Origin of the sequence: Halochromatium salexigens, assembly GCF_016653295.1 — a bacterium.
Lineage (GTDB): Bacteria > Pseudomonadota > Gammaproteobacteria > Chromatiales > Chromatiaceae > Lamprobacter > Lamprobacter salexigens.
Genome location: NZ_NHSF01000009.1, coordinates 1 through 15,957 on the forward strand (window position 1 = coordinate 1; position 15,957 = coordinate 15,957).

Sequence of the window (15,957 nt, forward strand, 5' to 3'; positions counted from 1 at the left end):
CAGACCCCCATGCGGGCCGCGATGGGACGCGAGTGCGCCTTGCTCATGCAGCGCCTCAACGCGCTCAATGAACACCGCGAACACCTGCTCTGGATCGATGGGATCGAGGAGGTTGCGGATCTGCTGATCACTGGGAATCTGATGGACCCCGAACAGGGTGTTGGCGTTGTTGGCGCCGCGCTCCTTTTGCATCCGGCCCTGGAAGTCGAGAAACGACGGGCTTTGCATGAAGAACACCGACAACGCGCTCAAGGCCGCATCGCCGATGGCGTAGCGCTGGTTGTTGCCGCCCTTGCGGTGATCGGGGAGTCCAAACAAGGCTTCGCGGATGCTGGCCATCAGGTCGGTAGCGAACACCGGGGGCGTCGGTGTGGCTGTGGGGGTGGGCTTGAGAACCATCGGCTAACAACTCAAGTTTCAACCGCTTTCAGAAAAGCTACTGGTAACATGAGGGTTTCAAATTTGGAATTGCTGAGTCAGGACAACGCTTGTCACGACATGTTCCAGCGGTGGTAAAATTCAACTCTCCACAGTCGAGGAAACGGTTGCGCAAAATCACCCTTTCTCAGCCTCTCGCTGGGAGCCGTGCGACCATGGCCGCGGATGCGACGCACATGGCCAACCCGCAAGCGGGCAACAGTCTGTTCATCGAGCGCCGCTGCGGACGCAGCGGGTGGCTTGATGCTTCCCGAGCGAACACTCGGGCGCGATCAAAGCGCCGCGATCCGCTCGCGCTGGTCGCTGAGATTGGCGAGCGCGGCGCCCTGATCGGCAACGCGGTCGCGCTCTTTCTGCACCACGGCCGTCGGGGCCTTATCGACGAAGCTCGGGTTGGCGAGCTTGTTCTCAATGCGCTCGATATCAGCGCGCAGCTTGGTGATCTCTTTGTCAAGGCGCTTGAGTTCGGCATCCTTATCGATGAGGCCGGCCATCGGGATCAGGATCTTCATGGCGCCAACCAAGGCTATGGCCGATTCGGGGGCCTCGGTCTCATCGTCGAGTAGGCTAATCGATTCCGTGCGCGCGAGGAAATCAAGGTAGGGCCGTGCCTGCTCGAGCCACTGACGATCGCGTGTTCCTGCATGTGCGATCAGCACCGGTAATGTTTTCGAGGGCGCAATGTTCATCTCGCCCTTGATGCGGCGCACACCGAGGATGAACTGCCGCACCCAGTCGATTTCGGCCTCCGCCTCAGAGGCGTCCAGGGCGTTGTCGGTGACTGGGTAGGGCGCAAGCATGATGGTTGCGCCTGGATCGTCAGTCGGCGACGGATCGGAGACGGCAGCCACGCGGCTAGCGAGTGACCGCGTCTTCTGCCAAATCTCTTCGGTAATGAACGGCATGAAGGGATGCGCCAGGCGCAGCAGCGTCTCCAGGGTCTGCACCAGCGTCCAGCGGGTGCCGCGTTTGGCTGCGCCGGAGGCGGTGTCACTGGTCAGCACCGGCTTCGAGAGTTCCAGATACCAGTCGCAGAACTCGCTCCAGGTGAACTCGTAGATGGCCTGGGCAGCGAGGTCGAAGCGGTAGACATCCAAGGCCTCACGCACGCTGCCAACCGTCTTGTTCAATCGACTCAGAATCCAACGATCTGCCGCGCTCAGTTCGAGCGTGTGTCCGGTGCGATCAGCGCTGTTGCCGCAATCCTCCCCCTCGGTGTTCATCAACACATAGCGCGAGGCATTCCAGAGCTTGTTGCAGAAGTTGCGATAGCCTTCGACGCGGCCGAGGTCGAGCTTGATGTCGCGCCCGGTGGTGGCGAGCGCGGCGAAGGTGAAGCGCAGGGCATCGGTGCCGAAGGCGGGGATGCCGTCGGGGAACTCCTTGCGCGTCTGCTTAGCGATCTTCTCGGCTAGTTGCGGCTGCATCATGCCCTTGGTGCGCTTGGCGACCAGTGGCTCCAGCTCGATGCCGTCGATCAGATCGATGGGGTCGAGCACGTTGCCCTTGGATTTGGACATCTTGTTGCCCTGGGCATCGCGCACCAGGCCGTGGATGTAGACGTCGCGGAAGGGCACGTCGCCCATGAATTTGAGCCCCATCATGATCATCCGGGCGACCCAGAAGAAGATGATATCGAAGCCGGTGATCAGCACCGAGGTGGGATAGAAGGTAGCGAGCCGATCGGTCTGCTCGGGCCAGCCGAGCGTACTAAAGGGCCAGAGTGCGGAGCTGAACCAGGTGTCGAGCACGTCCTCGTCCTGGCGCAGCGGGTAGGCGTCGCTCAGGCCGTGCTTGGCGCGCACTTCGTCCTCGGAGCGGCCGACGTAGAGGTTGCCCTCGTCGTCGTACCAGGCCGGGATGCGATGGCCCCACCAGAGCTGGCGGCTGATGCACCAGTCCTGGATGTTGTGCATCCACTCATAATAGGTGTTCTTCCAGTTGTCTGGGACGAAGCGAATGTGACCGTCCTCGACCGCTTTGATCGCCGGCTTGGCCAAGGGCTCGATGCGCACGTACCACTGATCGGTCAGATAGGGCTCGACCACGGCGCCGGAGCGATCCCCGCGTGGGATCATCAGCCGATGCTCGCGCATCTGCACCAGCAGCCCCTGGGCCTCGAGATCGGCGAGGATGCGCTTGCGCGCCGCGAAGCGATCGAGGCCGCTGTAGGCGCTGGGGATCAGCGCGCCTTCCTCCGGCGTGTTGGCGCGGATCGCGGCATCGATGGTGAAGAGGTTGATCAGGCCGCCGTGGGGCTGATCGGCGATCGGCGTCTCGTCGCGGTGGCGCTGCCAGACCGCGTGGTCGTTGAAGTCATGTGCCGGGGTGATCTTCACGCAGCCGGTGCCGAGTTCAGGGTCGGCGTGCTCATCGGCGATGATCGGGATGCGCCGGCCGGTGAGCGGCAGTTCGACGGTCTCGCCGATCAGGTGCTTGTAGCGCTCATCGTCCGGGTTCACCGCCACCGCGCAGTCGCCGAGCATCGTCTCCGGGCGGGTGGTGGAGACGATCATCGCGCCGGTGCCGTTGCTCAGCGGGTACTTGAGATCCCACATGTGGCCGGCTTCTTCCTCGGCGATGACCTCGAGATCCGAGATCGCGGTGTGCAGCACCGGATCCCAGTTCACCAGGCGTTTGCCCCGGTAGATCAGTCCTTCTTCGAACAGCCGCACGAAGACTTCGCGCACGGCGTTGGAGAGCCCCGCGTCCATGGTGAAGCGCTCGTGCTGCCAGTCGAGCGAGGAGCCGAGCCGGCGCAGCTGCTGGGTGATGGTGCCGCCGGATTCGGTTTTCCATTGCCAGATGCGCTCGATGAAGGCCTCGCGACCGAGATCGTGGCGGGTCTGCCCCTCGGCCTCGAGCCGGCGCTCGACCACCATTTGGGTGGCGATGCCGGCGTGGTCGGTGCCCGGCTGCCAGAGGGTCGGTTCGCCGCGCATGCGGTGGTAGCGCACCAGCGCGTCCATGATCGCGTTGTTGAAGCCGTGGCCCATGTGTAGGCTACCGGTCACGTTGGGCGGCGGGATCATGATGCAGAACGGGGGCGCGACAGCATCTTGGCCCTGATCGGCACCGAAGGCGGGGGCAAACCAGCCGGCCTGCTCCCAGTGCTGGTACCAGGCGGTTTCGATGGTTTGGGGATCGTAGGTCTTGTCCAACATGGCGGAGATCCTGCGCGTCTTGCTCGGCGCTGATACGGTGTCGAAGTCTGCGCGTCCTCGATGGCGACGGCGCAGTATAAACGCCTTGGCGGCGTTGGTTGGTGAGCAGTTGATTTCGGACACTTCCCAACAGCGCCCAGGCTCGATCAAATAGAGAGCATTGATAACCCGACCGAGGACCGAGAGCATGACCGAGTCGAACACATGGGTATTCGCCTTCGAGGAAGGTGACGGTAAGAACAAGAAACTCTTGGGCGGCAAGGGCGCCAACCTCTGCGAGATGACGCAGATCGGCCTCAACGTGCCGCCCGGCTTCGTGATCACGACCGATGCCTGCCTGGCCTATCTCGCGCAGCCCGATCACCAGTTGCCGGCCGGCGTGATGGATCAGGTGCGAGAGCAAATGGCGGCCTTGGAGCGCAAGACCGGCAAGGGCTTCGGTGACCCGGACAATCCCTTGCTGGTCTCGGTGCGCTCCGGCTCGGCGATGTCGATGCCGGGCATGATGGACACCATCCTCAACCTCGGCCTCAACCAAGAGACCTTGCTCGGCGAGATCAAGGCCACCGGCGATGATCGCTTTGGCTATGACTCCTATCGGCGTTTCATCCAGCTCTTCGGCAAGGTCGCGCTCGGTGTCGAGGACGAGGCCTTCGACAAGGAATTCAACGCTGTCAAAGAGGCCGCACACGCCAAGCAGGATATCGATCTGACCGCAGCCGACCTCAAGGAGATGAGCGAGCGCTTCCTCAAGGCGGTCGAGGAGCACACCGGCAAGCCCTTCCCCTCGGACCCGATGGTCCAGCTCGAGATCGCGGTCAAGGCGGTCTTCAACAGCTGGATGGGCCGACGCGCGGTCGATTATCGCCAGCAGTTCCACATCACCCCGGAGATGGCCAATGGCACGGCGGTGAACATCTGCACCATGGTCTTCGGCAACCGGGGCAACGACTCCGCCACCGGCGTTGGCTTCACTCGCAATCCGGGCACCGGCGAGAACGCCCTCTATGGCGAATACCTGATCAATGCCCAGGGCGAGGATGTAGTCGCGGGTATCCGCACGCCCAAGCCGCTCGATCGGCTCAAGGTCGAGATGCCACAGATGGCCGAGGAGCTGGCGACCCTGCGCGAGAAGCTCGAGAGCCACTACCGCGAAGTACAAGACTTCGAGTTCACCATCGAGCGCGGCGTGCTCTACTGCTTGCAAACGCGTAACGGCAAGATGAATGCCCACGGCATGGTGCGCACCTCGGTGGAGATGGAGCAAGAGGGACTGATCAGCAAGGAACAGGCGCTGCAGCGTATCGACCCGCTCAGCCTTGAACAGATGCTGTTCCCGCGCCTGGACCCAAGCTCTCGGATCGAGCCGGTCGCTCAAGGCCTTCCCGCCTCGCCGGGCGCGGCCGCGGGTATTGCGGTCTTTGATGCCGATCGTGCTCACCAGCTCGGCCATGATCAGGGGCAGAAGGTTATCCTGGTGCGTGAAGAGACCAAGCCCGAGGATATCCATGGCTTTTTCGCCTCCGAGGGCATCCTGACCGCGCGCGGTGGTAAGACCTCGCACGCGGCGGTGGTCGCGCGCGGCATGGGTAAATCCTGTGTCGCGGGCGCCGAGGGCATCAGTGTCGATGTTGGCCGGCGCGAGGCGATGGTCGGCGCCACCAGCTTCAAAGAGGGTGACACCATCACCATCGATGGCTCCTCCGGGCGCGTGTATCTTGGTGAGATCCCCACCGTCGAGCCGGAGTTCACCCACGAGCTCTCGACCCTGCTGCAATGGGCCGATGAGGTCGCGCGACTGAAGGTGATGGCGAATGCCGATACGCCGGAAGATGCCCGTAACGCGCGCAAGTACGGCGCGGTCGGCATTGGCCTGGCACGCACTGAACGCATGTTCAACGCCACCGACCGTTTGCCGCTGGTGATCGAGATGATCGTCGCCGAGACGGTTGAGCAGCGCGACGCGGCCCTAGAGGCCCTGTTGCCCCTGCAGCGGCAGGACTTCCGCGAACTGTTCGAGGTGATGACGCCGAATCCAGTCACCATTCGCTTGCTCGATCCACCGATCCACGAGTTCCTGCCCGATGAGCATCAGCTTGAGCAAGACCTTGCCGATCTGCGCGCGCTGGCTGGGGCGACCCGCGGCATGACGGCCTTGGCTGGCTCCATGGGCCTGCTGCATACGCCGGAGAAGGCGCGTGATGATTTCGATGCGGTGCGCCGGGTGATGGACCCGATGATGGTCGAGGAGGCGATTGCCAAGAAAGAGGCGATGCTCAAGAAGGTGCGTGCCCTGCACGAGACCAACCCGATGCTTGGCCATCGCGGCGTGCGCCTTGGCATCTCCTTCCCGGAGATCTACAAGATGCAGGTGCGCGCGATCCTCGAGGCCGCCGCCGAGTGCGCCCAGGCTGGCATCGACATCCAGCCGCAGATCAAGGTGCCGCAGGTCTGCACCGTGCAGGAACTCAAGCGCGTGAAGGCCTATGTCGATGAGGCGCACGCCGAGGTGCAGGCCAAGCACGGTCAGCCGGTGAAGTTCAAGTTCGGCACCATGATCGAGGTGGTGCGCGCCTGCATGCGCGCCGAGTCCCTGGCCGCGGAGGCCGAGTTCTTCTCGTTCGGCACCAACGACCTGACTCAGGCGGTGTTCTCGTTCTCGCGCGAGGATGCCGAGAACAAGTTCCTACCGCTCTACAACCAGTCCGATGTGTTGAACGACAATCCGTTCGAGGTGCTCGATGAGAAGGGCGTCGGCAAACTGATGCAGTTGGCCGTGGACTGGGGCCGAGGCGCGCGCAAGGATCTGCACGTGGGCATCTGCGGCGAGCATGGCGGTCATCCCGCCTCGATTGCGTTCTGCGACCAGGCCGGGCTGGACTATGTCAGTTGCTCGGGTCCGCGGGTGCCAGTCGCGCGGCTCGCCGCCGCGCAGGCGGCGCTGAAGCATCGGGCGCAGTAGCGGGCGCTGCGCCTCAGCCCTTTTCCAGCGGCAAGCTCACCGCTACCGGCTGTTCGGCCCCACGGGGGCCGAACGCCAACTCGAGCAGGCGATCAGCGACGAAGGCCGGCGAGCTGAAGCCCTCCTTGGCCTTGAGATCGAGGAATTTCTGCACGCGCGGGAACTGCTCCGGCGTGCAGTCGCGGATCATCGCCTGCATGTCGGTGTCGATGATGCCAGGCGCGACGGCATGCACGCGCAGCCCGCTGTCGGCCTCCTCGAGCGCGATCGACTCGCTCATCCGATCCACCGCCGCCTTGCCGGCACAGTAAGCGGACCAGCCCGCATAGGCGCTGCGCGCCGCGCCCGAGCTGATGTTCAGCAGCACGCCCTCACCACCCCGCGCCTGCAGGTGGCGGATGAAGGCCTGGCTGCCGTTGAACACGCCGACGACATTGACCTCGATATGGCGTGCGAATTCGGCCGGATCGTTGTCGCGTAACGGGCCGATCGGCGCGAGCAACCCGGCATTGTTGATCCACAGATCGATGCGCCCGAAACGCTCGACCGCCGCCTCGCAGAGCCGCGCCATGGCTGCGCTGTCGGTGACATCAGCGGCCATGCTCAGCCGCCGCTCGGCATCGCCCGCGAGCGCCGGCTGCGCGCGGGCACAGGCCGCGACTCGCAAGCCGCGCTCGAGGAAGCGTTCCGCGAGGCCCGCACCGAGGCCGCGACTGGCGCCGGTGATCACCGCCACTTGATGGGTAGGATCGCTCATCGATTGTCTCCTCGTTTGGACTCAGTTCGGCGCGTCGTCGGCGAGCCAGCCCTGGAGCGCATCGACCAGTGCCTGGGCCTGGGCCCGACTCGAGATATTGAACTTCGATTGTTGCCGATACTCACCACCACGTTTCTGGTAGCGCCGGATGGTATAGCGCTCCTGTCCGTAGGCCTCCTTGGCCCGATCCCAGTCTTGGTAGCGATAGAGCACCGTGGCCCAGCTGCCCTTGGAGAGGATGACCTTATCGAGTTCCTTGGTGGTCTCGATGTCTCCTTCGGTATAGGTGATGGTCAGATCGTCGACCTTTTCAGTCATGCAGGGCTCCTTGTCATCTCATGGTTGTCGTCGGTGTCCGGGTTGCGTTGCGGGTCAGCGTGCGCGTTCGGCACCATATTGCTCGAGCAAGGTGATCATGGTGGGCTGATCCTGCTCGTGGGCGATCTCGAGTGCGCTCATGCCATGGCGGTCGGTGCGATTGACCTCGGCGCCCGCGTTGATCAACTGTTTCGCCAGTTTCACATCATCAGCCGCGACCGCCAGATGCAGCGGGGTCCGGCCTTGCGAGTTGGTCGCGTTGAGATCGACGTCACGGGCGCTCAGCAGCTCGATGGTATCGGGATCGAGCGCCTGCTCCTCGGCAAGCGCGAACAAGAGCGCTTGCAGGTCGTCATCGGCCCCTTCTTGCAGCAACAACTGAGCCGCCTGAACCTTGCCGTTCGCGAGCGCGACATGCAAGGGGGTGCGGCCGTGCGCGTCGCGTACATCGCGTTGCGCGCCCTGTTCGAGCAACAGGCGCGCGATGGCGACCCGCCCCTGACTGACGGCCACATGCAGGGGATAGTCGCCATCGGGGCCGGGCTGGTCGATATCGGTCTGCCAGAACAGATGCCGTTTGATCTGATCCAGATCGCCGCTGTGAACGGCCCGATACAGATTGACGCTCGGCTGCGGTGGCTCATCACAGCCGACCAGCAGCCCAAGGCTCGCCAGGACGATGACCAGGACGGGAAACACAGGCACGGCTCTTGGTGGCGGACGGCGGGGCGGCGCGCTCGAGCGGCGGATGGTAAGCCCTGCCGGTGTCGCCAGACAAGGCCGCGGCCTGGCGTGCTTGGCCATGGTCCTGGGGCGATGCTCGTGGTAGCGTACTCGGATCATGTTCACAAAACTCCTGTTGACCGCCACAGTGATCCTGGTGGCTTGGCTCGTGGTGCGCAAGCGTTGGCGTGCCGAGGGCGAGGCGCCGCTGCGGCTGCGCGCGGCCTCGCAATCGCGCGCCTCGGCGGCTGAGCCGCTGATGCCGCGTGGTGCGGTCAAGCTCGCAGCCTATGGGATCGTGGTGCTGATGCTCGCTGGCACCGGTTTCTATCTGTTCCAGGATTGGCAGCACGCACGCGCGATCGTTCAGCTGCAGGTGATCAACGTCTATACCGGCGAGACCGAGCACTATGAGGCGCGTCGCAGCGAGATCGACCGTCGCAGCTTTCGCACCCTCGATGGGCGCCATATCCAGATCGCCGAGATGGAACGCCTGATCGTGCGCGAGCGCGACACCGAACGCCGGCGCTAATCGGGGCTGGGGCCGATGTTGAAGGCGATCGAGAGTCGCCGTGAATCGCTGCAGTTGCGCTCGACCGAGTGCTCGAGCGCCGGATCGAACAACAGCAGCAGGCCCGGCCAAGGCCGCAGTCGGATCTCGAAGGGGCCGTCATGGAAGAGGATGTCGCCAGCCGCCGCTGGCATGCTGACGTAGTAGACCCCCGAGAGCAATTCATCGCATTCTTCATGCGCGTGACGGCTGGTGGCCTGACCGGGCTGCATGGCATTGATCCAAAACCCGACGCGCAGCGGCTGCTCCGCCGCGATCGGTTCCTCGAGCCAGCTCGCCTGAGGGCTGCTCAGCCAGACCCGCGCCTGCTCCAGGGCGAAGGCGAGGATGGCGTCGACACCGGGCAACTGCGCGGCCTCGAGGTAAAGATTCTCGAAACGCCCATCGATGAAATGCGAGCGGCGTTCGAAATCCTCATCGCCGAGTCGGGAGAAGGCCCGCGCGAGGGCATCATTGATGGCCTCGGCGCGGGGATGCTGGCAGGCAAGGATGGGGCGATTGGCGCGCGTGAGCATGACGCGGGCGGTGCTCGCTCTCGGTCAGCGGTTGCTCGCGCCGCCGCCCAGTGCGTCACCCGGAGCACCATCGCCGGAAGCGTTGTCGCCCAGAGCGCCAAAGAGCCGTTCGTGCTCGCTGCGGGTGCGGGTCACGCAATCCTCGATCGAGACGCCGAGGAACCAATTGCCGGTCACCGCAATCGATCCGCCCGCGAGCGCCGTGTCCAGCGCTTGGATACGCGTCATGTGATCGGCGCGCAGGGCGGGCAACTGGTTGCGGACATGGGCCTTGGCGCGGATGTCGGCGACGCGGGCATCGAGGGCCTGGCAGGCGACCTGCTCGCGCTCCGCCTCGCTGAGCGTATCGCCCGGGAAATGGAAGGCGAAGCCGCGATAGCGCTCGTCCGGCAGGAAGTCGCGCGACACCGCCGAGAGGAAGCCGCCATCGATGCTGATCAGCCCGGCGATCTCCTCGACGCTGAGACTGGAACGCTCGAAGGCCAGCACCAGGGTGTCGATGTGAGCGATGCCCATGTCCTGGATCGCGCTCGCGGCCGCTGGCGCGACCTCGCCGAGCAGGGCGCGGGCGGTATCCGGCGGCACGGCCAGGGTCAGGCGCTCGCAGTGGTGGCGGGTGCCATCCTGGCAGTCGACCTCGAAGCCCTCGCCCTGGGCGCTGATGCGCGTGACCTGGGTGCCGAATTGGGCGTTGAAGCCCGGCTGCGCGGCGATCGCGCGCGGAATATCGGCGAGGCCGCCGGGCAGGGTGAAGGCACGCAGCACATCCTTGCGGCGCGGCTTCTTGCGGAACATCGCCTCGGCGGGAAAGTCATCGGCCTCCTGACAGACCACCGAGCGCAGGGCCGGGCCGAGCAGATCACGATAATTCTTGCGGCCCATGACCTGACCGTAGTACTCGGACACCGTCTTGCCGGCCTTCTCGATGCGGAACAGGCTGGGCAGCGAGATCAGCAGCTCGAAGGGATGCAGCGCCGAGAGGATGCCGCGCCGCTCGCCCTTGCGCCAGAGCTTGTAGCTGCGCTTCTCCTTGGCCAGGGTCAGCTTCAACAGGTCGAGCTGCTCCATGATGCCGAGCAGATGACCGTAGCTGTTGAAGCAGGTGTGCCCGCCGGCCTCGACCCAGAAGTCGTCGAGCGCCTGGAAGTGGCTGCTGTGGATGCAGCCACCCGGGCGGTCGCTGGCTTCGAGCAAGAGGGTGTCGACACCGGCCTGCAGCGCGTAATGCGCGGCGCTGAGTCCGCTGATACCGCCACCGATGACGAGATGGGTATGGTCGGCCATGGGTGAGGGCTCCCGCTGCGTTTAGAGCGGCTTGGTGAGGGTGAAGGCGCCGCGGATGTCGCCCGCCGAGTAGCCGCGCGCCTGATCCTCGGGGTAGGCCTCATCGAGGGTTTGCGCCAATGCTGGATCGAGGTCGCTGCCGTGGCAGGTCAGGCAGACCTCCTGGGTCGGAATCGCCTGCATGTAGCGATAGACCTTTTGCCCGTCGTTCTCAAGGACTGCGGCGTAGCTCATCCCGGCGACCTCGTTGCCAGCGGCCTTGAGCGACTCGAACTGCTCGAGGATGCGTGTCTCCCAAGCGTCGGGCGCGTTATCGGGGTTGCGCGTCTTGAGGCTGGTGCGGCCGATCTCCCACTCCGAGGTCTGCGAGAGGGTGCGGGCGATCGCCGGTGCCTTGTCCTGGCAGACTTCGACGGCATTCGTCGGGCCACCGGCCTTCATCGCGCTGACCAGCTCCGACTGCAAGGTCGAGGCGAACTGTTGGATCAGCGCGCGGGCTTCGTCGCTGGCGCCGGCCGTGGTCTCGGCGAGACCGAGGGCAGGCACTGCGAGCAGGAGTGTCGTCACCGAGAGTCGTGTCATCTTACGCATGGGTACTGTCTCCTAGAGAGTCCTTGAAAAGCGCTGGCGATATCGGGCCGACATGGCCGGTATCCAACCGCGCACACGCAGAGACTATGTCCGATGAGCGGGCCGCGCCGCGATGGGAAAGCGCAACGCACGCGCCGATGCGCGGGCGCCGAGGCTCGAGGGCGCTCGGCTGGAGGGCGCTCAGCTGGGCCTGCCCGGGGCTCATGGCTGCAGCTCCGCCTCGATCTGCGCCAGCCCGATCGGCGCTGGTGCCGGCGCCTGGGTCGCGCGCGCCGTGCCGGCCTCATAGAGCACGCCGAGCGTGAAGCCATCGTCTTGCAAGACCAGGGTCGTGGCATCGGCCAGGCTGTGCATGGAGCCGCTGGCGCTGGGATGGATCGCCTGCTTCCAGTCCGAGAGATCCTCGGGGCGATAGGTTCGACACGGACTGAGGATGTGCACGAAGGCAAAGCCCGGATGCTGGATGGCGCGCACGATCAACTCGCTGAGCCCCTGCGGATCACCGCTGAATCCACGCGCGACGAAGCGCGCGCCTGCGGCCAGGGCAATGGCGGCGGGCTGAAAGGGCGGCATGCCGGTGCCCTGCGGCGTCAGGGCGCTTTGCGTCCAATCCGCAGCCGTGGTGGGTGAGGCCTGGCCCTTGGTCATGCCATAGACGGCGTTATCCATCACCAGATAGCAAAGATCCAGATCACGGCGGCAGGCGTGCAAGAAATGGTTGCCGCCGATCGAAAAACCGTCGCCATCACCGCCCGCGGCGATCACGCACAGATCGGGGCGCGCGAGCTTGAGTCCACTGGCCACGGGCAAGGCGCGACCATGCAGCCCATGCAAGCCATAGCAATCGAGATAGGCGGGCAGGCGTGCTGAGCAGCCGATCCCGGAGACCACCGCGATCTCGTGGGTTGGGCGCTCCAGGTAGGCGAGGGCCTTGGTCAACGCCGCGAGCACGCCGAAATGGCCGCAGCCGGGGCACCAGATCGGCTTGATGCTGGATTGGTAATCACGGGCGCGCAGACTCGGGATATCGGCGCTACGGGGATAGTTCATTGGCAGGCCTCCTCGCCGAGCTGATGGTCGCTCCAGGCTGCCGTGTACGTCGAACAATACATAACTCACGCAGCCAAGTTTGGCTTACCTGGGGCGGTGGCGCTTCAGGTAATCAGCTTAGCTCGATTTGGAAGGCTTGAGTAGGTACACTGAATTTTAGGAGTCCTTCCTTGATCAGCCAACCTGACGGCTTATCAATCTAAGCCAGCCTCTCGACACCGGATGCCACCTGCACCAACCGCGATCGACGACCATACGCCGGCGCCGGAATCAGCTCCCTCGATGGCGCTCGACCAAGGCGCTGATAGCGACTTCGTCCTCAGGCTCGCCGGGCGCTGGCGGCTCGATCAGCGCATCCCGCCGCGTGCTGAGTTCAGCGCCCTGCTCGATCGCGCCGCGCCCATCGAGGGCGCCGGCCCTGGTGGCAACGATCACAGCCGCAGTGAAGACGCAACGGCAACGAGTCAGCCGCTCAGGCTCCGCTTCGATACCAGTGCACTGAGCGATTGGGACTCGGCCTTGGTCAGCTTCATCGCCGGCGTCGAACGGCTGTGCGCGGAGCGCAACATCGACTGCGACCCCGAGGCCCTGCCAGACGGCCTGCGCCGATTGCGCGAGATGGCCAATCTGGCCGCCGCGCCGGAAGAGGATCCACATGACCGCGGCCCCAGCTTCCTCGCGCGCATTGGACTCGATATCGGCGATCTAGTGCGCTCCACCGGCGAGATCATTACCTTCTTTGGCGAAGGCGCGATCGCCGTGCGCCATTTCGTCGCCGGCCGCGCGCGTTATCGCAAGTCCGAACTCTGGGTCATCCTCCAGGAGTCGGGCGCTGATGCCCTGCCCATTGTCAGCCTGGTCAGTTTCCTGGTCGGCATGATCTTGGGTTACATCGGCGATCAGCAGCTCGCTCGATTTGGCGTCCGCATCTATGTCGCCGATCTAGTCGGGCTCGCGACCGTGATCCAGATGGGCGCGCTGATCACCGGCATTGTGCTCGCCGGACGCACCGGGGCCGCTTTCGCCGCGCGCATCGGCACCATGCAGGTCAATGAAGAGGTTGATGCCTTGCGCACCTTCGGCATCCCGCCGATGGAGTTCCTAGTGCTGCCGCGCATGGTCGCGCTGATCCTGATGACCCCGCTGCTGACCCTCTACGCTGACCTCCTCGGCATCCTCGGCGGCGCCTTCGTCGGCACCGTCGTGGGCGGCGTCACTCTTACCGCCTACCTGGTCCAGACTCAGGCCGCGATCGGCTGGAACCACATCATCCAGGGGCTGATCAGCGCCACTGTGTATGGCGCCATCGTGGCCGCTTCCGGCTGCTTGCGCGGGATGCAATGCGGACGCAGCGCGGCGGCCGTCGGCGAGGCCACGACCTCGGCGGTGGTCACCGCCATCGTTTTCATCGTCATCGCCGCCGCGATACTGACGGTGATCTTTGATGCCATCGGACTCTCCGCATGAGCGCTGCGGTCACTTCGGAGACCCGCGCGCGGCGCGGCGACACCCAGGCCGAGCCGCGCGAGCACGCCCAAACGCCCGTTCCCGCGAGCGATCAGCAGTCCAAAGACGTCGCGATCCGGCTCGAGAAGGTCGCCCTCGGCTATGACAGCGACACCATTCAGCAGGGGCTCAGCTTCGCCATCCGCCGTGGCGATGTCTTCATCATCATGGGCGGTAGCGGCTGCGGCAAGAGCACGGTGATGCGGGCGCTCACCGGTTTGCTGGCGCCGCGACAGGGGCGGGTGTTACTCCAGGATCAGAGCCTCTGGGAGGTCTCGGAGGCGGCCCGGACCCAAATTTTGCGCGGGGTTGGGGTCATGTATCAGAGCGGTGCGCTCTGGAGTTCGATGACGCTCGAGGAGAACATCACGTTGCCGCTCGAGCAGTACACGCGGCTGTCGCGGCAGCAGATCGGCGAGCTGGCCGAGTACAAACTGGCCCTGGTCGGCTTGGCCGGCTTCGGCGGCTATTATCCCGGTCAGATCAGCGGGGGCATGCGCAAGCGCGTCGGTGTCGCGCGCGCGATGGCGCTAGACCCCGATATCCTTTTCTTCGACGAGCCCTCGGCGGGTCTCGACCCCCTCTCGGCGCGCCGGCTCGATGACCTCATCCTCGAGTTGCGCGACAGCCTGGGAACCACCATGGTGGTGATCACCCATGACCTCGACAGCATCTTTCTGATCGGCGACGACGCCGTGTTCCTCGACGCCGAGACCCGCACCATGCTCACCACCGGCAATCCCAAGCACCTGCGCGATCACAGCGAGATCGCCGAGGTCCGCGCCTTCCTGCGCCGGGGGGAGGCATGAGCCGCGAGGCCAATCCCACCATCATCGGCGGCTTCGTGCTCGGCGCGGTCGTGCTCGTGGTCATCGGCATCCTGGTCTTCACCAGCGGCGCCTGGTTGCGCGATCGCCTCTACCTGGTCACCTATTTCCCAGGCTCGGTCCAGGGGCTGAGCGTCGGTGCCGAGGTCCAGTTTCAGGGCGTGCCGATCGGGCAAGTGGTCGAGATCGGCCTCGACTACCTCGCCGATCGCGACAGCTTCCGCATCCCGGTACGCTATGAGATCTGGCCCAAGAATATCCATGTCATGGGTGATCTCGAGGGAACCGCGCCGGCTGAGTTGGTGCAGCGCCTGGTCGATGAGCGTGGCTTGCGCGCGCAGCTCGAATCGGTGAGCTTCGTCACCGGTCAGTATCTGGTCAGCCTGAGCCTGAATCCAACGCTGCCGAGGCGCGACGACGCGCCGAGCCCTGATGGAGCCATCCGCGTGCCGGCGATCGCGGCCACGCGCGATCAGGTCCAGGAGATGCTCGAGAACCTGCACCTCGATCAGCTCGTGGAAACCGCCTCGGACACCCTCGAGGCGGTCAACCGCTTGGTCAATGCCGACGAGACCCACTCGGTGCTGACCAACCTCGATCGGGTGTTGACCGGGCTCGCCTCTTTCATCACGCGCATCGACCAGCACATCACCCCGCTCAGCGAGCGCGCCGAGGCCACCCTCGGTGAGTACGAGCAGCTCGCCGCGACACTGCGCGAGGAGGTCGCTCCGGTGCTGCAGGAACTGACCCAGGCCGGACAGACGCTGAACCGCCTCGCGCGGCGCCTGGAGTCGGAGGTGGAGCCCCTTGCCGGCTCGGCCCAACAGGCCTTGGATGAGGCAGCGCAGGCGATGCGCTCAATCAGCCAACTCACCGCCGAGGGCTCGTCGACACGCTACGAACTCGATCAACTCCTGGCCACCGCCACCCGGGCCGCGCGCTCGATCCGCACCCTCGCCGACTATCTCGAGCGCCATCCCGAGGCACTGCTGCAGGGCAAGCGCTGAGCGCCGTGCTCAGCCCGCCTCTGCCAGCGTCTCATCCAATTCCGGCACTTCCCAGCCCATGATTCGGCCATATTAACGATTGGTAACCCAGCGGCCATCGGCCCGTAAAGCCACACCCCCAACACTTGTTCGCAAAGGCTGAGTCGCCAGCCGGCTCTGCGTTCAGCAGATGCCCCCGGCACCATCCACTCAGGAGCCCCCATGATGCCTTCGACCCGATCCATCACCGCCCCCGCCCCCCATC

Annotated in this window: 13 protein-coding genes and 1 pseudogene; 5 read left to right on the forward strand and 9 right to left on the reverse strand. The window is 65.0% G+C overall.

The genetic code is table 11. The features are described 5' to 3' along the window. Positions 1–399 (reverse strand): annotated as a pseudogene (locus CCR82_RS01170) (ISNCY family transposase); the annotation flags it as partial. A 311-nt stretch (positions 400–710) separates the two neighbouring features. Next, a complete protein-coding gene (locus CCR82_RS01175; RefSeq protein WP_201243406.1) occupies positions 711–3,602 on the reverse strand; it encodes a valine--tRNA ligase in 2,892 nt (963 codons plus the stop codon). A 187-nt stretch (positions 3,603–3,789) separates the two neighbouring features. Between CCR82_RS01175 and ppdK the strand changes: the two genes are divergently transcribed. Next, the gene (ppdK, locus tag CCR82_RS01180) at positions 3,790–6,564 is read left to right on the forward strand and encodes a pyruvate, phosphate dikinase (RefSeq protein ID WP_201243408.1); all 2,775 of its coding nucleotides are present in this window, start codon (positions 3,790–3,792) and stop codon (positions 6,562–6,564) included. Between the two features lie 13 nt (positions 6,565–6,577). Here ppdK and CCR82_RS01185 read toward each other — a convergent pair whose 3' ends face one another. From CCR82_RS01185 to CCR82_RS01195, 3 genes are read right to left on the reverse strand one after another with little or no spacing between them, the layout of a single operon-like run. Beyond that, the gene (locus tag CCR82_RS01185) at positions 6,578–7,321 is read right to left on the reverse strand and encodes an SDR family oxidoreductase (RefSeq protein ID WP_201243410.1); all 744 of its coding nucleotides are present in this window, start codon (positions 7,319–7,321) and stop codon (positions 6,578–6,580) included. Positions 7,322–7,342: 21 nt separating this feature from the next. Continuing rightward, positions 7,343–7,639 (reverse strand): hypothetical protein, encoded by a 297-nt coding sequence (locus tag CCR82_RS01190; RefSeq protein ID WP_201243412.1) that lies wholly within the window; start codon positions 7,637–7,639, stop codon positions 7,343–7,345. Positions 7,640–7,693: 54 nt separating this feature from the next. Then, complete coding sequence (locus tag CCR82_RS01195; RefSeq protein WP_201243414.1) at positions 7,694–8,338, reverse strand: ankyrin repeat domain-containing protein; 645 nt, start codon at positions 8,336–8,338, stop codon at positions 7,694–7,696. A gap of 142 nt (positions 8,339–8,480) precedes the next feature. Between CCR82_RS01195 and CCR82_RS01200 the strand changes: the two genes are divergently transcribed. Then, positions 8,481–8,894 carry a hypothetical protein gene (locus CCR82_RS01200; protein WP_201243416.1) on the forward strand — a complete coding sequence of 138 codons (414 nt, stop codon included), beginning with the start codon at positions 8,481–8,483 and terminating at the stop codon, positions 8,892–8,894. Here CCR82_RS01200 and CCR82_RS01205 read toward each other — a convergent pair. The 4 genes from CCR82_RS01205 to CCR82_RS01220 all read right to left on the reverse strand — a co-directional run bounded on the left by CCR82_RS01205 (position 8,891) and on the right by CCR82_RS01220 (position 12,373). After that, entirely contained in the window at positions 8,891–9,448 is a 558-nt protein-coding gene (locus CCR82_RS01205; protein WP_201243418.1) for a putative 2OG-Fe(II) oxygenase, read from the reverse strand. The genes CCR82_RS01200 and CCR82_RS01205 overlap by 4 nt on opposite strands. 24 nt (positions 9,449–9,472) lie before the next feature. Then, positions 9,473–10,732 carry a protoporphyrinogen/coproporphyrinogen oxidase gene (locus CCR82_RS01210; protein ID WP_201243419.1) on the reverse strand — a complete coding sequence of 420 codons (1,260 nt, stop codon included), beginning with the start codon at positions 10,730–10,732 and terminating at the stop codon, positions 9,473–9,475. 21 nt (positions 10,733–10,753) lie between these two features. Further along, positions 10,754–11,323 carry a Tll0287-like domain-containing protein gene (locus CCR82_RS01215; RefSeq protein WP_201243420.1) on the reverse strand — a complete coding sequence of 190 codons (570 nt, stop codon included), beginning with the start codon at positions 11,321–11,323 and terminating at the stop codon, positions 10,754–10,756. Between the two features lie 201 nt (positions 11,324–11,524). Next, positions 11,525–12,373 (reverse strand): thiamine pyrophosphate-dependent enzyme, encoded by an 849-nt coding sequence (locus CCR82_RS01220; protein ID WP_201243421.1) that lies wholly within the window; start codon positions 12,371–12,373, stop codon positions 11,525–11,527. A gap of 222 nt (positions 12,374–12,595) precedes the next feature. On the opposite strand from CCR82_RS01220, the gene CCR82_RS01225 reads away from it, so the two are divergent. From CCR82_RS01225 to CCR82_RS01235, 3 genes are read left to right on the forward strand one after another with little or no spacing between them, the layout of a single operon-like run. Beyond that, positions 12,596–13,840, forward strand: a complete 1,245-nt coding sequence (locus tag CCR82_RS01225; RefSeq protein WP_242513161.1) for an MlaE family ABC transporter permease — start codon at positions 12,596–12,598, stop codon at positions 13,838–13,840. Beyond that, positions 13,837–14,688: an ABC transporter ATP-binding protein gene (locus tag CCR82_RS01230; RefSeq protein ID WP_201243422.1), complete on the forward strand. Its 852-nt coding sequence runs from the start codon at positions 13,837–13,839 to the stop codon at positions 14,686–14,688. The genes CCR82_RS01225 and CCR82_RS01230 overlap by 4 nt, the downstream gene beginning before the upstream one ends. Further along, positions 14,685–15,713, forward strand: a complete 1,029-nt coding sequence (locus CCR82_RS01235) for an MlaD family protein (RefSeq protein WP_201243423.1) — start codon at positions 14,685–14,687, stop codon at positions 15,711–15,713. The genes CCR82_RS01230 and CCR82_RS01235 overlap by 4 nt, the downstream gene beginning before the upstream one ends. The last annotated feature ends 244 nt before the right edge of the window (positions 15,714–15,957 follow it).